The 18,211-nt window shown below is 69.3% G+C and carries 12 protein-coding genes; 10 read left to right on the forward strand and 2 right to left on the reverse strand.

Features of this window, described 5'->3' with window-relative positions:
• Positions 1-48: 48 nt before the first annotated feature.
• The 7 genes from ACFY0T_RS27540 to ACFY0T_RS27570 all read left to right on the forward strand — a co-directional run bounded on the left by ACFY0T_RS27540 (position 49) and on the right by ACFY0T_RS27570 (position 11,077).
• Positions 49-1,737 (forward strand): extracellular solute-binding protein, encoded by a 1,689-nt coding sequence (locus ACFY0T_RS27540; protein WP_388875826.1) that lies wholly within the window; start codon positions 49-51, stop codon positions 1,735-1,737.
• A gap of 27 nt (positions 1,738-1,764) precedes the next feature.
• Complete coding sequence (locus ACFY0T_RS27545; protein WP_388875829.1) at positions 1,765-2,805, forward strand: ABC transporter permease; 1,041 nt, start codon at positions 1,765-1,767, stop codon at positions 2,803-2,805.
• Between the two features lie 8 nt (positions 2,806-2,813).
• On the forward strand, positions 2,814-3,761 hold the full coding sequence (locus ACFY0T_RS27550; protein ID WP_388875987.1) for a carbohydrate ABC transporter permease: 948 nt from the start codon (positions 2,814-2,816) through the stop codon (positions 3,759-3,761).
• A gap of 149 nt (positions 3,762-3,910) precedes the next feature.
• Positions 3,911-6,130 (forward strand): WD40/YVTN/BNR-like repeat-containing protein, encoded by a 2,220-nt coding sequence (locus ACFY0T_RS27555; RefSeq protein WP_388875831.1) that lies wholly within the window; start codon positions 3,911-3,913, stop codon positions 6,128-6,130.
• A complete protein-coding gene (locus tag ACFY0T_RS27560) occupies positions 6,130-8,109 on the forward strand; it encodes a beta-galactosidase (protein ID WP_388875834.1) in 1,980 nt (659 codons plus the stop codon). The genes ACFY0T_RS27555 and ACFY0T_RS27560 overlap by 1 nt, the downstream gene beginning before the upstream one ends.
• The gene (locus ACFY0T_RS27565; RefSeq protein ID WP_388875836.1) at positions 8,106-10,328 is read left to right on the forward strand and encodes a glycoside hydrolase N-terminal domain-containing protein; all 2,223 of its coding nucleotides are present in this window, start codon (positions 8,106-8,108) and stop codon (positions 10,326-10,328) included. The genes ACFY0T_RS27560 and ACFY0T_RS27565 overlap by 4 nt, the downstream gene beginning before the upstream one ends.
• Before the next feature lie 35 nt (positions 10,329-10,363).
• On the forward strand, positions 10,364-11,077 hold the full coding sequence (locus ACFY0T_RS27570) for a hypothetical protein (RefSeq protein ID WP_388875839.1): 714 nt from the start codon (positions 10,364-10,366) through the stop codon (positions 11,075-11,077).
• 49 nt (positions 11,078-11,126) lie between these two features.
• On the opposite strand, the gene ACFY0T_RS27575 is transcribed toward ACFY0T_RS27570, so the two are convergent.
• Together ACFY0T_RS27575 and ACFY0T_RS27580 are read right to left on the reverse strand one after the other, a co-directional pair.
• The gene (locus ACFY0T_RS27575) at positions 11,127-13,169 is read right to left on the reverse strand and encodes a TIM-barrel domain-containing protein (protein WP_388875842.1); all 2,043 of its coding nucleotides are present in this window, start codon (positions 13,167-13,169) and stop codon (positions 11,127-11,129) included.
• A gap of 309 nt (positions 13,170-13,478) precedes the next feature.
• Positions 13,479-14,489: a LacI family DNA-binding transcriptional regulator gene (locus tag ACFY0T_RS27580; protein ID WP_388875845.1), complete on the reverse strand. Its 1,011-nt coding sequence runs from the start codon at positions 14,487-14,489 to the stop codon at positions 13,479-13,481.
• Between the two features lie 232 nt (positions 14,490-14,721).
• On the opposite strand from ACFY0T_RS27580, the gene ACFY0T_RS27585 reads away from it, so the two are divergent.
• The 3 genes from ACFY0T_RS27585 (at position 14,722) to ACFY0T_RS27595 (ending at position 18,207) form a co-directional block, all read left to right on the forward strand.
• Entirely contained in the window at positions 14,722-15,528 is an 807-nt protein-coding gene (locus ACFY0T_RS27585) for an endo-1,4-beta-glucanase (protein ID WP_388875848.1), read from the forward strand.
• A gap of 159 nt (positions 15,529-15,687) precedes the next feature.
• Complete coding sequence (locus ACFY0T_RS27590; RefSeq protein ID WP_388875851.1) at positions 15,688-17,619, forward strand: acyl-CoA dehydrogenase family protein; 1,932 nt, start codon at positions 15,688-15,690, stop codon at positions 17,617-17,619.
• A gap of 192 nt (positions 17,620-17,811) precedes the next feature.
• Positions 17,812-18,207, forward strand: coding sequence for a hypothetical protein (locus ACFY0T_RS27595; RefSeq protein WP_388875854.1), 396 nt, complete (start codon positions 17,812-17,814; stop codon positions 18,205-18,207).
• Positions 18,208-18,211 lie beyond the last annotated feature (4 nt).

Raw genomic sequence — 18,211 nt, forward strand, 5'->3', positions numbered from 1 at the left:
CCGACGGCCACCGCCGGGTGTCCTGGTGCGCCATGAAGGGTTGACGCAATGACGCCGAACTCCGCCACCTCCGCCCCCAGCCGGAGAAGCTTCCTCGCCTCCACGGCGGTCGCCGCCGCAGCGGTGGCGGGAGGGATGCCGCTGCTCACCGCCTGCGGCGGTTCGGACAGCGGCTCGCGTGACGGAACCACGTCGGGCAAGGACGCCAAGAAGATCCTGCCGGCCTACGTGGCCAGCAACGTGGTGACGCCGGACATCCCGTCCAAGAACGGGTCGTCAATGGGTTTCACCGCCAAGCTCGACGTCGACACCCTCAAGACCTCGGTCGCGAAGAAGCTCGGCAAGGGCGGCAAGGTCACCATCATGTCGCCGTTCTGGGGTTCGCCGCCGAAGCAGAACAACCCCTACTACACGTCGATGAACGACCTGATCGGCGTCGACGTCCAGTGGCGGAACCAGGACGGCAATACCTACGACCAGAAGCTCGGCGCGGTCCTCGCCTCCAGCGACGTCCCGGACGTGGTCGTCGTCCCCGGCTGGAACATGATGGGCAAGATACCCAGCGCCATCATCAGCAAGTTCGCCGACCTCGGCCCGTACCTGTCCGGGGACAAGGTCAAGGAGTACCCCAACCTCGCGGCGATCCCCAGCGACGCCTGGCAGCGCTCCATCTTCGGCGGCAAGCTGATGGGCCTGCCGATGCCCGCCCCGTCGGTCCCGACCATCGTGCCCCTCTACCGCAAGGACATCTTCGACAAGGAGGGCTACGAAGTCCCGCGGTCCGCCGACGAGTTCATGGCCCTGTGCAAGGACATCACCAACGCCAGGGCCAAGCGGTGGGCCTGCGGTGACATGAAGTGGACCGCGATGAACAACTTCGGCGTGCTCGGGGGCGGCGAGAAGCCGCTCTGGTGGAACATGGTCGACGGCAAGCTGATCAACCGCATCGAGACCCAGGAGTACCTGGAAGCCATCGAGTGGACGCGCAAGCTGTTCGCCGCAGGAGTCGTTCACCCCGACGCCAAGCTGGGCAAGAGCCAGGCGACCGACCCCGCCCCCAAGTTCGCCGCCGGCGAGTTCCTGATCTGGAACAACAACATCGTCAACTGGTACGCCCAGCAGGCCTCCCAGGCCACCCAGAACCCCGACTTCAAGGTCTGGGGCATGGATATCTGGGGCCACGACGGCGGTGCCCCGACGCTGTACGCCGCGAACCCGGCCGGCATCTTCGCCTTCGTCAACAAGAAGGCCTCCGAGTCCGTCATCCGCGACGTCCTGGCGGTCGCCAACGTCACCGCGGCGCAGTACGGCACCAAGGAGTGGATGATGACCAACTACGGTGTCGAGGGCACGCACTACACGATCAAGGACGGCATTCCCGTCAAGAACGACAAGGGCAACAACGAGGTTATCAACGCCTTTGTCATGGTGGCGAGCCCCGCCGCGACCACCGCCCACCCCGACCTGCCGGACTACACCAAGGCCATGGTCGAGTGGGAGCAGCGCATGGGCGGCTTCACCAAGAAGTCGTCCTTCTGGGGCCTGCAGATCACCGAGCCCGCCCGCTACACCAACCTCGCCAACGACTTCGAGCAGCTCGAGGACGACATCATCCGCGGTCGCAAGAAGATCAGCGACATGCAGCAGGCCGTCTCCGACTGGAAGAGCAAGGGCGGCGACAAGCTGCGGGACTGGTACAAGAAGCTCCTCGACGAGAACGGCAGCGCGGCCAACTGATCCGGGGTTCGAGGCAAGGAGAACGCCGTGTCCTACAGCACGGTGCCTCGCAGCAGGGCCGAGGCGAAGAAGAAGAGCCCGACACAGACTCCGGTGGCGTCCGGCAGAGCCACCGGCCCGGGGGACGAGAAGGCGTCGGGCAAGCTCAGCCTGCGGCTCAGGTTCAGACGCGACCGCGTTCTGCTCCTGATGACGCTGCCGGCCGTCCTGCTGGTCCTGGTGTTCAACTACATACCGATCCTCGGCAACGTCATCGCCTTCCAGGAGTACGACCCCTACATCAGCGACAACGGCGTCGTCTCCATGCTGAACAGCCCCTTCGTGGGCCTGGAGAACTTCCAGCGGATCTTCGAGGACTCGGCCTTCTGGAACGCCGTCCAGAACACCCTGATCCTGTTCTTCCTCCAGCTCGTGCTGTTCTTCCCGATCCCGATCCTGGTCGCGCTGCTCATCAACAGCGTGGTCAGGCCCCGGGTGCGGGCGGTCGCGCAGGCCGTGCTCTACCTGCCGCACTTCTTCTCCTGGGTGCTGGTCATCGCCGTGTTCCAGCAGCTCTTCGGCGGCGCCGGGGTCCTCTCCCAGCTGCTGCGGGAGAACGGGTACGACGGCATCAACATCATGACCAACCCGGACACCTTCCCGCTGCTGATCACCGCGCAGAGCGTGTGGAAGGACGCCGGCTGGGGGATCATCGTCTTCCTCGCTGCGCTGGCCTCGGTCAGCCCGGACCTCTACGAGGCCGCCGCGATGGACGGCGCGGGGCGCTGGCGCCGCATGTGGCACGTCACGCTGCCCGCGCTGCGGCCGGTGATCGCCCTGCTGCTGGTGCTGCGGGTCGGTGACGCGCTGACGGTCGGCTTCGAACAGATCCTGCTGCAACGCGACGCCGTCGGACCGGGCGCCGGTGAGGTCCTCGACACCTTCGTGTGGTGGAACGGCGTGCGCAACCAGGACTTCAGCTACGCGGCTGCCGCCGGCCTGGTGAAGGGCGTCGTCAGCCTCGGCCTGGTCCTCGCCGCGAACAAGGTGGCCCATCTCATGGGCGAGCAGGGGGTGTACAAGAAATGACGTCCGTGATGTGGGAGCCACGCCAGGACACCGAACCGGTACGGCAGAAGGCGCCCCGCTGGTGGCAGGCCCCGCCCCGGCCCACCTGGGAGGAGGAGCCCTCCAAGGCCGGCCTCGCGGGCAAGGGGCTCACCCTGACGCTGGCCTGCCTGGCGATCCTCTTCCCGCTGTGGATCGTCGTCGTCACCAGCCTCTCCTCGCGCAAGACCATCGACGAGGTCGGCGGCCTGGTGATGGTGCCCAAGGGCATCACCTTCATCGCCTACAAGGAGCTGCTCAGCGGCGGCCAGGTCACCCGGGCCGCGATCGTCAGCATCCTCGTCACCCTGATCGGCACGGCGTTCTCCATGACCGTGTCCGTGCTGTGCGCGTACGGGCTGTCCCGCCCGGGGTCGCTCGCTCACCGCTGGATCCTGATGATCCTGCTGGCGACCATGTTCTTCAGCGCCGGCCTCATCCCGACCTATCTGCTGGTGCAGACCCTCGGCCTGACGGACAGCTATCTCGCGCTGATCCTGCCGAGTGCGGTGAGTGTCTTCAACATCCTTGTCCTGCGTGGCTTCTTCACGGGGATCTCGCAGGAACTCGTCGACAGCGCACGCATCGACGGCGCCGGTGACTTCCGCATCCTCTGGCAGATCATCATGCCGCTGTCCCGTGCGGTGATCGCGGTGATCACGCTGTTCTACGCCGTCGGTTACTGGAGCGCCTGGTTCAACGCGTCCCTGTATCTCAACGACCAGGACATGATGCCGCTGCAGAACGTCATGATTCAGCTCGTGCAGAAGCAGGAGGCTCCGGTCGGGCTGGGGCAGGCCATCAAGACCGGGCAGCTGTCGGGGTTGGCCGTGCAGATGGCTGTGATGGTCATGGCTCTGTTGCCGGTTGCTGTTCTGTCGCCCTTTGTCCAGCGGCACTTCAAGAAGGGCATGCTGACGGGCGCGGTGAAGGGCTGACCTGAGCCTTCCCAACGGGGAGCTTCGGTTGTCCGGCGGCTGCGGGTTGTTTGTGGCTGGTCGCGCCCACGCGGCGGAGCCGCAAATTGATACAGCCCCGCGCCCCTTTAGGTCTCTCCACTCCCCCCTCTCGTAGAACGAGGTATGTCATGCTCGCGTCCCGTCTGAGCCGTCGGGCCGTTCTAGCTGGGACCGCGGCTGCCGCCGCGCTCACCACCGTCCCCCTCCTCTCCGGGCGTGCGCATGCCGCCGAGTCCGCCGTCACCCCTACCTACCGCTGGCGCAACGCCGTCATGGGCGGTACCGGCTTCGTCACCGGCGTCCTCTTCCACCCCTCGGTGCGCGGTCTCGCCTACGCCCGTACCGACATCGGCGGCGCCTACCGATGGGACGAACGCGCCGCCAACTGGGTCCCGTTGACTGACCATCTGGGCTGGGACGACTGGAATCTCCTCGGCGTCGAGGCGATCGCCGTCGACCCGGCGCACCCCAACCGCGTCTACCTCGCCCTCGGCACCTACGCCCAGTCCTGGGCGGGCAACGGCGCCGTCCTGCGCTCGGACGACCGCGGGGCCACCTGGACCCGTACCGACCTCACCGTGAAGCTCGGCGCCAACGAGGACGGGCGTGGCGCGGGGGAGCGGTTGCTCGTCGATCCGCGTAACAGCGATGTGCTGTGGCTCGGTACCCGGCACGACGGGCTGCTCAAGTCCACCGACCGGGGCGCTACTTGGGCCGCCGCGACCGGATTCCCGGGCAGCCCAAGTGCCTCCGGGCAGGGCGTCACCTTCCTCGTCGCCGCGGGCCGTACCCTCTACGCCGGCTGGGGCGACGGCGACGGGACCTCCGGTACCAAGAACCTGTACCGCACCTCCGACGGCACCACCTGGGAAGCCGTCCCCGGCCAGCCCTCCGGCACTGCCGTCAAGGTTCCGATCCGCGCCGGGTACGACCGCTCCACGCGCGAGCTGTACATCACGTACGCCAACGCGCCCGGCCCCAACGGCCAGTCCGACGGTGCCGTGCGCAAGCTGTGCACCGCCACCGGCGTCTGGAAGGACGTCACGCCGGTCAAGCCGGGCGGGACGACGGCCGACGGGTCCGCCGACACCTTCGGGTATGGAGGCGTGGCCGTCGACGCCCGTCGCCCCGGCACTGTCGTCGTCTCCACCAACAACCGGTGGGCGAACGTCGACACGCTCTTCCGGACCACCGACGGAGGTCGCACCTGGACGTCCCTCAAGGACGCTGCTGTCTTCGACGTATCCGAGACTCCTTACCTCAAGTGGGGTGCCGACAAGCCGAAGTTCGGCTGGTGGATCCAGGCGGTCGCCGTCGACCCGTACGACTCCCAGCACATCGTCTACGGCACCGGCGCCACCCTCTACGGCACACGGGACCTGAAGAACTGGGCCCCGCAGATCCGTGGCATCGAGGAGGCGTCCGCGCGCCAGCTGATTTCGCCCCCGGTCGGAGAGGCGCATCTGATCAGCGGGTCCGGGGACATCGGTGTGATGTACCACGAGTCGCTCACGGCGTCGCCCTCGCGCGGCATGGCCTCCAACCCCGTCTTCGGGTCGGCGACCGGACTCGCCCAGGCCGCCAAGAAGCCGGCGTACGTCGTCCGTACCGGCTGGGGCGACCACGGCAACGGCGCCCACTCCAACGACGGCGGGCAGACCTGGGCGCCCTTCAAGGGCCAGCCCGACCTCGCCAAGAACGCACCGGGGCCGATCGCCACCAACGCCGACGGCAGTGTGCTGCTGTGGACCTTCGTGCACTGGGACGGCACGAAGTACCCCGCCTATCGCTCCGCGGACAACGGCGTCACCTGGCCCGAGGTCTCCTCCTTCCCGAAGGGCGCCACGCCGGTCGCCGACCCGGCCGACCCGACGCTCTTCTACGCGTACGACACCGACACGGGAACGCTACTCGCCAGCACTGACAGTGGCCTCTCCTTCACCAAGCGTGCCGAGGGTCTGCCCTCCGGTGACAGCCAGTTCAAGCTGGTCGCGGCGCCCGGCAGATCCGGTGACCTGTGGCTCTCCGCCAAGTGGAACGGCCTCTACCGGTCCACCGACGGCGGCGCCACCTTCTCCAAGGCCGAGAGCTGCTGGGCCTCGTACACCCTCGGCTTCGGCAAGGCCGCCGACGGTGCCGACTACCCGGCGATCTACCAGGTCGGCTCCACCGAGACCATCACCGCCGTCTACCGCTCCGACGACGGCGCGAAGACCTGGGTGCGGATCAACGACGACCAGCATCAGTGGGGGTGGACCGGCGAGACGATCGTCGGCGATCCGCGCGTCTACGGGCGGGTGTACCTCGCCACCAACGGGCGTGGCATCCAGTACGGAGAGCCCGTCTGATGCCGAGCATGACCGACGCCACCCGCGGCCGCATCCTCTTCGGCGGCGACTACAACCCCGAGCAGTGGCCCGAGGAGACCTGGCACGACGACGTCCGCCTCATGAAGGAGGCCGGCGTCAACTCCGTCACCCTCGGTGTCTTCTCCTGGGCGAAGCTCGAACCACGCCCCGGAGCAAGGGAGTTCGGCTGGCTCGACCGGCTGATGGACCTGATGCACGCGAACGGCATCGGTGTCGTGCTGGCCACGCCCACCTCCTCGCCCCCGCCCTGGATGGGCCGTCTCCACCCCGAGACGCTGCCCCGGGACGAGGAGGGGCGCACCGAGTGGTGGGGCGGCCGCCAGCACTTCTCGCACTCCAGTGCCGTCTACCGCCGGTACGCCGCCGCGATCACCGAGGACCTGGCTGCCCGCTACGGCAGCCACCCCGCCCTCACGATGTGGCACATCAACAACGAGTACTGCACCTTCGACTACGGCGACGAGGCGGCCGCCACCTTCCGCCGCTGGCTCCAGGACAAGTACGGCACGATCGAGGCGCTCAACGAGGCCTGGGGCACGGCCTTCTGGAGTCAGGGCTACGACGGCTGGCACGAGGTTCTCCCGCCCCGCCACGCGCACTACCTGAAGAACCCGACGCAGCTGCTCGACTTCAAGCGCTACACCTCCGACATGCTCCTGGAGTGCTACGTCGCCGAGCGGGACATCGTCCGCCGGCACACCCCGCACATCCCCGTCACCAGCAACTTCATGCCGATGTGGGTAGGTCAGGACGCCTGGAGGTGGGCCGCCGAGGAGGATGTCGTCTCCGTCGACATCTATCCGGATCCGCGCGACCCCTTCGGCGCCCAGAACGGAGCGCTCATCCAGGACATGACGCGCTCCCAGGCCGCAGGCGGCCCCTGGATGCTCATGGAGCAGGCGGCCGGACCGGTCAACTGGCGCGGCGTGAACCACCCCAAGCCGCGCGGCCTCAACCGCCTCTGGTCCCTCCAGGCCGTGGCCCGCGGCGCCGACGCCGTCTGCTACTTCCAGTGGCGGCAGTCCCGGCAGGGCGCGGAGAAGTTCCACTCGGGGATGGTCAGCCACGCCGGGGAGCGCGGGCGCACCTTCCAGGAGGTGAAGCGGCTCGGCGCCGAACTCGCCAGCATCAGCGGCAAGGTGACGAGCCATCACCTTCCCCCCTCCGACATCGCCATCCTGCACGACTGGAACTCCTGGTGGGCCGGAGCGCAGGGCGGCCGCCCCTCCTCCGAGGTCGACTACCCCCAGGTCGTACGGGCCTGGCACCGCGCCCTGTGGGAGGCCCACCTCACCACTGCCTTCGCGCACCCCGAGCACGACCTCTCCGCGTACAGGCTGGTCGTCGTACCGCAGCTGTATCTGCTCACCGACGCGGCGATCGACAACCTCCTCGCGTATGTACGAGGAGGGGGCACCCTCGTCTGCGGCTTCCTCACCGGTGTCGCCGACGAGGACGACCGGGTGCGGCCCGGCGGCATGGACCCGCGGCTGCGGGAGCTGTTCGGCATCCGCACGCTGCACGAGTGGTGGCCGCTGGACGCGGGGGAGACCGCCGAGTGCGACGGCTTCCGGGGCACGCTGTGGTCCGAGGAGATCGAGCCGGCCGAGGACGCGGTCACGGAGGCCGTGTACAAGGGCGGTGAACTGGACGGGCTGCCGGCCGTGCTGCGCAGGGGCGGGGCATGGTACGTCTCCACGCTTCCCGAGCCCGAGGCGCTGCGCGCCCTGCTGGCCGGTATCGCCGCGGACGCGGGTGCGAGGCCGCCCCTCGACGGCCTGCCCGCCGGGGTCGAGGCCGTACGCCGTGGCGGGCTGCTGTTCCTCCTGAATCACGGGCGGGACGGGGTCACCGTATCCGTGCCCGGACGCCATCGTGACCTGCTCACCGGTGCCGACGTCGCGGACACCGTGGAGCTGGGCCGCTATGGCGTCGCCGTGCTGGAGGCGACCCCATGAGCGAGCCCGTCCACGGCACCTGGGAGCCGCAGCCCGCCGCCCGCTGGGAGGACGCCTTCCTGAGCGGGAACGGCACACATGGCGCCATGGTGTTCGGTGATCCGAACGACGACCGGGTCATCGTCAACCATCACAGCCTGGTCCGGCCGAACGGCAGCGAGGACGCGCGTCCACCCGCTCTCGCCGACCGACTCGCGCACGTACAGGACCGGTTGCTGGCCGGGGACGTCACGGCGGGGGAGGACTTCACCGACGGGCGGCCGCTGCTCTGGGTGCAGCCGTTCCATCCCGCCTTCCAGGTGCGACTGCGCCGCACGGCCGCGGAGCATCGCTCGTACCGGCGCGAGGTCGACTTCACGACCGGCGTCGTCCGTGCCGAGTGCGGGAGCCGGCGCAGCGAGGTCTTCGTCTCACGTGCCGACGATGTCGTCGTCCAGTACGTGACCGGGGCCGACCTCACCGTCGACGTGACCCTCGACCACCGACTGCCGGGCGCTCCGGCGGACTTGATGGTGGGCCACGGCACCGTCCTCACCGCCGAGGGTGCCCTCCTCACGCTGCGCGCCCGCTACCCGGGCAGCGACAAGGCGTACACGGGAGTGACGCTCGCCGTCGTCACCGGCGGCCGGACCCGGACCGCCCTGCCCGGCGTTCGCGTCGAGGGCGCGCGCTCGCTGCTCCTGCTCACGCGCGTACGGCGGCACACCGGGGAACTGGACGTACTGGCGGAGGCGCGCGAGCTGCGCGCCCTGCTGCCCGGAGCCGGAGCCGGAGCCGACGCCGGAGCCGAAGACACGTACACCCACCTCCTCGTCCGCCACACCGCCCTCCACCGCCCCGCCTACCTCCGCACCGCGCTCGACCTGCACGCCGACGCCACCGAACGCGCACTCCCCGGCTCGGAGTTGGTGCACCGCCCCAAGAGCCCAGCCCTCCTGGAGCGGCTCTTCGCGGCGGGCCGTTACCACCTGCTGTCCGCAGCCGGGACGCTGCCGCCGCGGCTGACCGGACTGTGGACCGGCGACTGGGACACCGCCTGGTCCGGGGCGTTCACCACGGACGCCAATCTCAACCTCCAGACCGCGTCGGCCGCCGCTGCCGCGCTCCCGGAGGTCACCGAGGCCCATGCCGCCCTGATCCACGGCCAGTTGCCCCACTGGCGCGACAACGCCCGGGCGATCTACGGCACTCGGGGCGTCGTGGCCCCCGCGCACACCGACGGCGAGTCCGGGCACATCTACCACCTCAGTCGTGAGTACCCGCTGCATGTGTGGACCGCGGGCGCCGACTGGATGCTCAAGCCGCTGGTGGACCACGACGAGACCCGCGGCGAACACGACCCGCGCCTCGGCGAGGCCCTCGCCGAAGTGGCGTACTTCTACGAGGACTTCCTCACCCGGACCGACGACGACGGCCACCTCGTGATCGTGCCGTCGTACTCCCCGGAGAACCGGCCCGCCAACGCGAGCTGGGTCACCCTCAACGCCGCCATGGACCTCTCCGCGGCCCGGCACGCCCTGCGCACGGCGGCCGACTACCACCCCGGACCCGACGCCGAGCGCTGGCGCGCGCTCGCCGACCGGCTGCCGCCGCACCGTGTCAACGCCGAGGGTGCCCTGGCCGAGTGGGCCTGGCCCGGCCTCGACGACGCCTACGACCACCGCCACCTCAGCCACCTCTACGGCGTCTGGCCGCTCGACGAGATCAACCCGTACGACACGCCGGACCTCGCCGCGGCGGCCCATCGCGCGCTCGAACTGCGCGGCGCCGAGAACGACTCCGCGCACGGCCACCTCCACCACGCCCTGCTGGCGGCCCGGCTGAGGGACGGCGACCGAGTGGCCAGGGCCCTGGACAACGTCCTGGCCGGGGACTTCTTCCACGTCTCCCTGATGAGCGGGCACTACCCGAAACGCCACGTCTACAACGCGGACGCCGCGCACACGCTGCCCGCCGTGATCATCGAGGCGCTGGTCCAGTCGACCCCCGACCGGCTGGTCCTGCTGCCCGCGCTCCCGGCGGCCTACCCGGCGGGGCGGCTACGGGGCATCCGCACACGGTTCGGGGCGGAGATCGACCTCACCTGGAGCCCGCGAGAAGCCGCCGCGGTCATACGCCCCGCCCGTACCCACCGCATCGAACTCCGGACTTCCTCCGGCGCCGAACCGCTCGACCTCGTCGCCGGAGAAGACCACGTCCTCACCCTGGGGGCGTGGTAGGCAGCGCCATCCCCCCACCCATGGAAGGGACACCCATGGCAACACGCACGCTGAGCAGGATCACCAAGGCGATGCTGGCCCCCGCCCTCGCGCTCGGCGCCACCATCGGCCTCGCCTCCGCCCCCGCCCAGGCCGCCGTCTGGAACTCCTGCGACCAGTGGGGCAACACGACCCTGAACGGCTACACGCTCTACAACAACATCTGGGGCTCCGGCGCCGGCAGCCAGTGCATCTGGGCCAACTCCGGTACCAGCTGGGGAGTGTGGGCGAACCACCCGAACACCGGCGGCATCAAGTCCTACCCCAACTCCAAGAAGGTGATCAACAAGTCGATCACCTCGCTCGGCTCGCTCTCCAGCAGCTACAACGTCACGGTCCCGTCCTCCGGCGCCTACAACACCTCGTACGACATCTGGGACACCGACTACGACTACGAGATCATGCTCTGGGTCAACAAGACCGGAGCCGTCGGTCCCCTCGGCACCTCGCAGGGCAACGTGACGCTGGGCGGTCACACCTGGACCGTCTACAAGGGCAACAACGGCGCCAACGAGGTCTTCTCGTTCGTGCGCACCTCGAACTCCAGCTCCGGCACGGTGAACGTCCTGCCGATCCTGAAGTGGATCAAGGACACCAAGGGCTGGTTCGGCAACGAGACCATCGGTGACGTGCAGTTCGGCTTCGAGATCACCTCGTCCTCGGGCGGGCTCGACTTCATCACCAACAGCCTGACGGTCAGCAGCAGTTGATCCATGCGCAAGAGTGTGGCCGGTCCCCACGGGGACCGGCCACACTCGGCTATTCGGCCACGGGCAACCGCGCACCGTCCCGCAGGAACAGCGGAATGCGGTCCAGTGGGGCGTCGACGGTCACGGTCGCGCCCCCTTCGTACGTCTCGCCGGTCCACGCGTCGGTCCAGCGGGCGCCCGCCGGGAGGTAGGCCGTCCGGGCCGTCGCGCCCGCCGTGAGGACCGGGGCGACCAGCAGGTCGGGGCCGAAGAGATACGAGTCGTCCACGGACCAGGTCGCCTGGTCGTCCGGGAACTCCAGGAACAGCGGGCGCATCACCGGCAGGCCCTCCTCGTGGGCCTCCCGCATCACGTCCAGCACGTACGGCTTCAGGCGCTCGCGCAGGCGCAGGTACTTCTCCAGGACGGCGCCGGCCTCCTCGCCGTACGACCAGACCTCGTTCGGACCGCCGGTCATGGCGGGGCCGAGCGGCATGCCCGGGTCGCGGAAGCCGTGCAGGCGCATCAGCGGGGACAGCGCGCCGAACTGGAACCAGCGGACCATGACCTCGCGGTACGCCGGGTCGTCCGGGTCGCCGCCGTGGAAGCCGCCGATATCGGTGTTCCACCAAGGGATGCCGGACAGCGCCGTGTTGAGGCCCGCCGCGATCTGGCGGCGCAGGGTCGCGAAGTCCGTGCCGATGTCGCCGGACCACAGGGCGGCGCCGTAGCGCTGACTGCCCGCCCACGCCGAGCGGTTGAGGGTGACGACCTCGGTCTCACCGGCGGCCAGCATGCCCTCGTAGAAGGTGCGGGCGTTCTCGCGGGGGTAGAGATTGCCCACCTCCAGGCCGGGGCCCGCGTAGTAGCGCAGGTTCTCCGAGAAGCCCGGCTTCAGCTCCGGCTCACAGGCGTCCAGCCAGAAGGCCTTGATCCCGTACGGCTCCAGGTAGTTGTCCTTCACGCGCGACCAGACGAACGCGCGTGCCTCGGGGTTCGTCGCGTCGTAGAAGGCCACCTGGACGGTGGACGCGACCTCCTTGTCGGGCCAGTCGGCGTGCGCCATCGGGCCGTACTCCGTGCCGATGAAGTAGCCGCGCTGCTCCATGAGCTGGTGGTTCTCGGAGAGCGGCGAGACCGACGGCCAGACGGATACGACCAACTTGACGCCGAGCTCGGCGAGTTCGCGCTGCATCGCCGCCGGGTCCGGCCACTCCGCCGGGTCGAACCTCCACTCGCCCAGGTGGGTCCAGTGGAAGAAGTCGCAGACGATGACCGACAGGGGCAGGCTTCGGCGCTTGTACTCCCTTGCCACGTCGAGGAGTTCGTCCTGGGTGCGGTAGCGCAGCTTGCACTGCCAGAAGCCGGCCGCCCACTCGGGCAGCATGGGTGTACGGCCGGTCGCGGCGCTGTAACGGCGCTGGGCGTCGGCCGGGGTGCCCGCCGTGATCCAGTAGTCGAGCTGGCGGGCCGAGTCGGCGACCCAGCGGGTGCCGTTGCCCGCGAGCTCCACGCGGCCGATGGCCGGGCTGTTCCACAGGAACGTGTAGCCGCGGCTGGAGGTGAGCACCGGGATGGTCACCTCGGCGTTGCGCTGGATCAGGTCCAGGACCGCGCCCTTCTGGTCGAGCAGCCCGTGCTGGTGCTGTCCGAGCCCGTACAGCTTCTCGCCCTCGTACGCGGCGAACCGCTGCTCCAGGCGGTGGTGGCCGCTGCCGGTCGGGGTGTAGAGCCGTGAGCCCGGCCACCAGAAGTGGGCGCGCTCCTCGGCGAGCAGCTCGGCTCCGTCCGCCGTCCGCACGAATCGGATCAGGCCCTCGGCGCTGACCTGGACGGTCAGCGCGCCGACGGTCAACTGGCCCTCGCCGTCCTGGAGTTTGACGGAGCTCTCGGTGGCCTCCGGCTCGTCGAGCAGCGCGCCGGGGAGGCCTTCGAGGACCGGACCGCCGAGCCGCGCCCGGACCCGGACCGCGTCCGGGCCCCAGGGCTCGATGCGTACGGTCTCCGTGCGGCCGCTCCACTCCAGCGCGCCGTCCCGCTCGCGGAACGTGCCAACGGTCGGGGAGGACTGCGCGAGGCTGACCTGGGGCTGGTGTGCGGCAGGCTGATTCACGTGGGTTGCTCCTGGGGGAAGGAGTGGCGAAGTGACCCGGCGCGGCTCTGGCGGGCCGGGACAGGGCGGGGTGCCCTCGCACGAGTGCGTGGCTCATCCGCGCCGGACCCCCGGGAGGGCGTACGGCTCGGTGAACGGCGCCCGCGGCGGGGCGTACGACGTTGGTGTGCGGTGCCTGGTGGCGGGGGTGGTGTTCGGGGTGGTGTGCGGTGCCTCGTGGCGGGGCGGTGTTCGAAGTGGTGGTGGCGTCCCGTGACGGGGGCGGCGTACGAGGTGGTGTGCGCGCCCCGCGGCCGGGCGCGCGTCGGGTCAGGCGGCCGGGGCCGGGCCCGTGCTCGCCCGTACCGTCAACTCGGGGGCGATCAGCACGACTTCGTCCTTGCCGCGCCCTTCGAGCTTGGCGACCAGATGCTCCACGGCGTGCCGGCCCATCTCCTGCGCGGGGATGGCGACCGAGGTCAGCCGTACCGAGGCCTGTGTGGCGACCTGGTCCGGGCAGATCGCTATCACCGACACGTCCTCCGGCACGGCGCGGCCCTGCTGACGCAGCAGCGCGAGCAGCGGCTCGACCGCGGACTCGTTCTGCACGACGAAGCCCGTGGTGCCGGGGCGCTCGTCGAGGATCCGGGCGAGCGTCACGGCCATCGCGTCGTACCCGCCCTCGCAGGGGCGGTGCAGCACGCGCAGGCCCAACTCCCGTGAGCGGGACCGGAGTCCGTCGAGCGTGCGCTCGGCGAAGCCGGTGTGCCGCTCGTAGACCGCGGGCGCCTCGCCGATGACAGCGATGTCACGGTGGCCGAGCATCGCCAGATGCTCGGCGCACAGCGCGCCCGTCGCGCCGAAGTCGAGGTCGACGCAGGTCAGTCCGGAGGTGTCGGCGGGCAGTCCGATGAGCACGGACGGCTGGTCCGTCTGGCGCAGCAACGGCAGCCGCTCGTCGTCGAGTTCGACGTCCATCAGGATCATCGCGTCGGCGAGACCGCTGCCGGTGACCCGGCGTACCGCGTCGGGACCCTCCTCGCCGGTGAGTAGCAGCACGTCGTACCCATGGGTGCGGGCGTTGGTCGCCACCGCGATGGCGATCTCCATCATCACGGGTACGTACATGTCGGTACGGAGCGGAATCATCAGCGCGATGATGTTGGACCGGCTGCTCGCCAGGGCCCGGGCGCCCGCGTTCGGGTGGTAGCCGAGCTCCTGGATGCTCCGCTCGACCCGCTCCCGGGTGCCCGCGGAGATGGACCGCTTGCCGCTGAGGACATAGCTCACCGTGCTCGCCGAGACTCCGGCGTGCTGGGCGACCTCGGCGAGGGTGACCATCCAGCTCTCCAAGCTTTGTGAAGCGCTTCGACAGTGCGCGTATTGCGGATAGGGCGAGTGAGGGTGGCTCGACAGTAGCTCGGTGGAGAAGGTGTGTCCATAGGTTGTCGAAGCGCTTCGACAACGAAATTTTTTGAGTACGTCATGGCAACCGCTTACGCCGCGGCAACCCTTTGGGCACCCGGTGGCCACCGAGGGGCGTACACAGACCGTCCCCCCGGAAGGACCCCCGATGCAACACCGTCGACCGCGCCTGTCCAAGAAGGCGAAGACGCTCCTCGCGGGCTCGGTGGCACTCGCGGCCGCCGCGTCCGTCACGATCGCCCAGGCGGGCGAGGACAGCAAGAAGTGCGGCGCCTTCGACACCGTCACGCTCGGCAAGTACTACGTCAACAACAACCTCTGGGGGCAGGACGGCGGCACGGGCACCCAGTGCGTCTGGGACACCTCGCACTCCGGCGACACCATCGGCTGGGGCACGAACTACAGCTGGACCAGCAAGGCCGGCAAGGAAAACTCCGTGAAGTCCTACGCGAGCACGGTGCTCGGCTGGCACTGGGGCTGGAAGGTGGACAAGGCGGCCACCGAGCTGCCCCTCCGCGTCGGCGACCGCAAGCCGGTGAAGACCAGCTGGGAGTTCTCGGTCAGCTCCAGTCCCGGCACCATGAACGTCGCCTACGACCTGTGGCTGCACGCCAAGAACAACGCGGACTGGCAGGACCAGCCCACCGACGAAATCATGGTCTGGCTCAACCGCCAGGGCGGCGCGGGCCCGCTCGGCACCAAGTACGGCAGCGTCAGCCTGGGCGGCGCGATGTGGGACATCTACCAGGGCGACATCGGCTGGAAGGTGTACTCCTTCGTCCGCCGCACCAACACCACCAAGGCCTCGCTCAACCTGGACGACTTCACCCAGGCCCTGGTCCGCCGCAAGCTGCTGAGCAACGACAAGTACCTCTCCGGCATCGAGTCGGGCACCGAGGTCTTCCGCGGTACCGGGCGGCTCGACACGAAGGCGTACTCGGTGGACATCGGCTGATACCGCGTAAAGGGCTTCGGCCGAACGGCCGCGCGAGGACTGGTGGGGCCGCCCGGAATCGGGTACATACGATCGAGTAGACCGATCAGTAACGTACGCCCAAGATCGCACTGATCGGCGTACGCATCCCGGATCCCGATTCGCGGCGAGGTGAGCCTCATGTCCGCAACACCCCAAAAGCCCACAGTCACCGAACGTGAGGCACGCCAGGTCGCGGAGGCGGCGCGCGAACAGGACTGGCGCAAGCCCAGCTTCGCCAAGGAGCTGTTCCTCGGCCGCTTCCGCCTCGACCTGATCCACCCGCACCCCATGCCCGCCGACGAGGAAGCGCAGCACGGCGAGGAGTTCCTCGCCAAGCTGCGCGACTTCTGCGAGACGAAGATCGACTCGGCCCGTATCGAGCGCGAGGCGCAGATCCCCGACGAGGTCATCGACGGGCTCAAGGAGCTCGGCGCCTTCGGCATGAAGATCGACACCAAGTACGGCGGCCTCGGCCTCACCCAGGTGTACTACAACAAGGCGCTCGCCCTGGTCGGCTCCGCGAGCCCCGCGATCGGCGCCCTGCTCTCCGCGCATCAGTCGATCGGCGTACCGCAGCCGCTGAAGCTCTTCGGCACCCAGGAGCAGAAGGACACCTTCCTGCCGCGCTGCGCCCGGACCGACATCTCCGCCTTCCTGCTGACCGAACCGGACGTGGGTTCCGACCCGGCACGGCTCGCCACCGCCGCCGTACCGGACGGGGACGACTACGTCCTCGATGGAGTGAAACTGTGGACGACCAACGGGGTCGTCGCGGACCTCCTCGTCGTCATGGCGCGCGTGCCGAAGTCCGAGGGGCACAAGGGCGGCATCACGGCGTTCGTGGTGGAGGCCGGCTCCGAGGGCGTCACCGTCGAGAACCGCAACGCCTTCATGGGCCTGCGCGGCCTGGAGAACGGCGTCACGCGCTTCCACCAGGTCCGTGTCCCCGCCGCGAACCGGATCGGCCCCGAGGGAGCGGGCCTCAAGATCGCCCTGACCACCCTCAACACCGGACGGCTCTCGCTGCCCGCCATGTGCGTGGGCGCCGGCAAGTGGTGTCTGAAGATCGCCCGCGAGTGGTCGGCGGCGCGTGAGCAGTGGGGCAAGCCGGTGGCCTTCCACGAGGCGGTCGGCGCGAAGATCTCCTTCATCGCGGCGACGACCTTCGCCCTGGAGGCCGTGCTGGACCTGTCGAGCCAGATGGCCGACGAGGACCGCAACGACATCCGCATCGAGGCCGCCCTCGCCAAGCTGTACGGCTCCGAGATGGCCTGGCTGATGGCCGACGAGCTGGTCCAGATCCGCGGCGGCCGCGGCTTCGAGACCGCCGAGTCGCTCGCGGCCCGCGGGGAGCGGGCGGTCCCCGCCGAGCAGATCCTGCGCGACCTGCGCATCAACCGCATCTTCGAGGGCTCCACGGAGATCATGCATCTGCTGATCGCCCGCGAGGCCGTCGACGCCCACCTGTCGGTCGCGGGCGACCTCATCGACCCCGACAAGTCCCTCGCGGACAAGGCGAAGGCAGGCGCGAACGCCGGTGTCTTCTACGCCAAGTGGCTGCCGAAGCTGGTCGCGGGACCTGGTCAACTCCCGCGCTCGTACAACGAGTTCAACCAGCAGGTGGATCTCTCCCCGCACCTGCGCTACGTCGAACGCAGCGCGCGCAAGCTCGCCCGCTCCACCTTCTACGCCATGTCCCGCTGGCAGGGCCGCATGGAGACCAAGCAGGGCTTCCTGAGCCGGATCGTCGACATCGGCGCCGAGCTCTTCGCGATGAGCGCGGCCTGCGTCCGCGCCGAGCTCCTGCGCACCACCGAGGAGCACGGCCGCGAGGCCTACCAGCTCGCCGACGCCTTCTGCCGCCAGTCCCGCATCCGCGTCGAGGAACTCTTCGCCCGCCTGTGGACCAACACCGACGACCTCGACCGCAAGGTGGTCAAGGGCGTCCTGTCGGGCACCTACGAGTGGCTGGAGCAGGGCGTCGTCGACCCGTCCGGCGCGGGTCCGTGGATCGCGGACGCGACGCCCGGCCCGAGCAAGAAGGAAAACGTTCACCGACCCATTCGCTGACCCTTTCCCCAGGAATGCACAGCAGTCCCGTTCGCCATTCCCCTGCTTGCCGCACCGAAGCTGTGCGTCAACAATGAAGGGAATGGCGAACGGGGACGGCAGATGCGCCAAGGAGTCGGGGAAGAATACAGTCATGGGTTTTCCGTACAGCTGACGCGCGCCCGCGGGGAGGCGTGGCGGCAGCTCGATGAGATGGATCTCGTACGGGCGCTCAGGACCGTGCGCAATGAGGTGCAGCCCTTGGCGCAGAAACTGCGCGAGGCCGCGCCGGACACCTTCGAAGGGCACCGGGACGCGCTCGCGGTCCTCCTGAACGACTGCGCGTTGTCCCTGGTCGACGCCGCACCGCGGCCGCCCGTGGCCTCCTTCGACGCGCTGCGGATCCGGCGGATCGACCTCCGCGACGTCGACGGTCTGCTCGACGCCGGACGGCCGGGTGAGCGGCCCGTCATCCAGCAGCTCTTCCGCGCCGCCCTCGACGTGGTCAAGGACCCCGTGCTGCGCGAAGTGATCAAAGCGAATCAACAGGGCGTGCATATTCTCCAGCGGGCCAATCGCTGGATAAGAATGCTTGTGGACGCCGTTTAGATGT

The organism is Streptomyces sp. NPDC001530 (assembly GCF_042894545.1).
Lineage (GTDB): Bacteria > Actinomycetota > Actinomycetes > Streptomycetales > Streptomycetaceae > Streptomyces.

Excerpts from the sequence above, each read along its gene's own strand:
- ACFY0T_RS27540 (WP_388875826.1), top strand. The coding sequence starts at position 49 with ATGACGCCGAACTCCGCCACCTCCGCCCCCAGCCGGAGAAGCTTCCTC.
- ACFY0T_RS27550 (WP_388875987.1), top strand. The coding sequence starts at position 2,814 with ATGTGGGAGCCACGCCAGGACACCGAACCGGTACGGCAGAAGGCGCCC.
- ACFY0T_RS27555 (WP_388875831.1), top strand. The coding sequence starts at position 3,911 with ATGCTCGCGTCCCGTCTGAGCCGTCGGGCCGTTCTAGCTGGGACCGCG.
- ACFY0T_RS27560 (WP_388875834.1), top strand. The coding sequence starts at position 6,130 with ATGCCGAGCATGACCGACGCCACCCGCGGCCGCATCCTCTTCGGCGGC.
- ACFY0T_RS27565 (WP_388875836.1), top strand. The coding sequence starts at position 8,106 with ATGAGCGAGCCCGTCCACGGCACCTGGGAGCCGCAGCCCGCCGCCCGC.
- ACFY0T_RS27570 (WP_388875839.1), top strand. The coding sequence starts at position 10,364 with ATGGCAACACGCACGCTGAGCAGGATCACCAAGGCGATGCTGGCCCCC.
- ACFY0T_RS27580 (WP_388875845.1), bottom strand. The coding sequence starts at position 14,489 with ATGGTCACCCTCGCCGAGGTCGCCCAGCACGCCGGAGTCTCGGCGAGC.
- ACFY0T_RS27585 (WP_388875848.1), top strand. The coding sequence starts at position 14,722 with ATGCAACACCGTCGACCGCGCCTGTCCAAGAAGGCGAAGACGCTCCTC.
- ACFY0T_RS27590 (WP_388875851.1), top strand. The coding sequence starts at position 15,688 with ATGTCCGCAACACCCCAAAAGCCCACAGTCACCGAACGTGAGGCACGC.
- ACFY0T_RS27595 (WP_388875854.1), top strand. The coding sequence starts at position 17,812 with ATGGATCTCGTACGGGCGCTCAGGACCGTGCGCAATGAGGTGCAGCCC.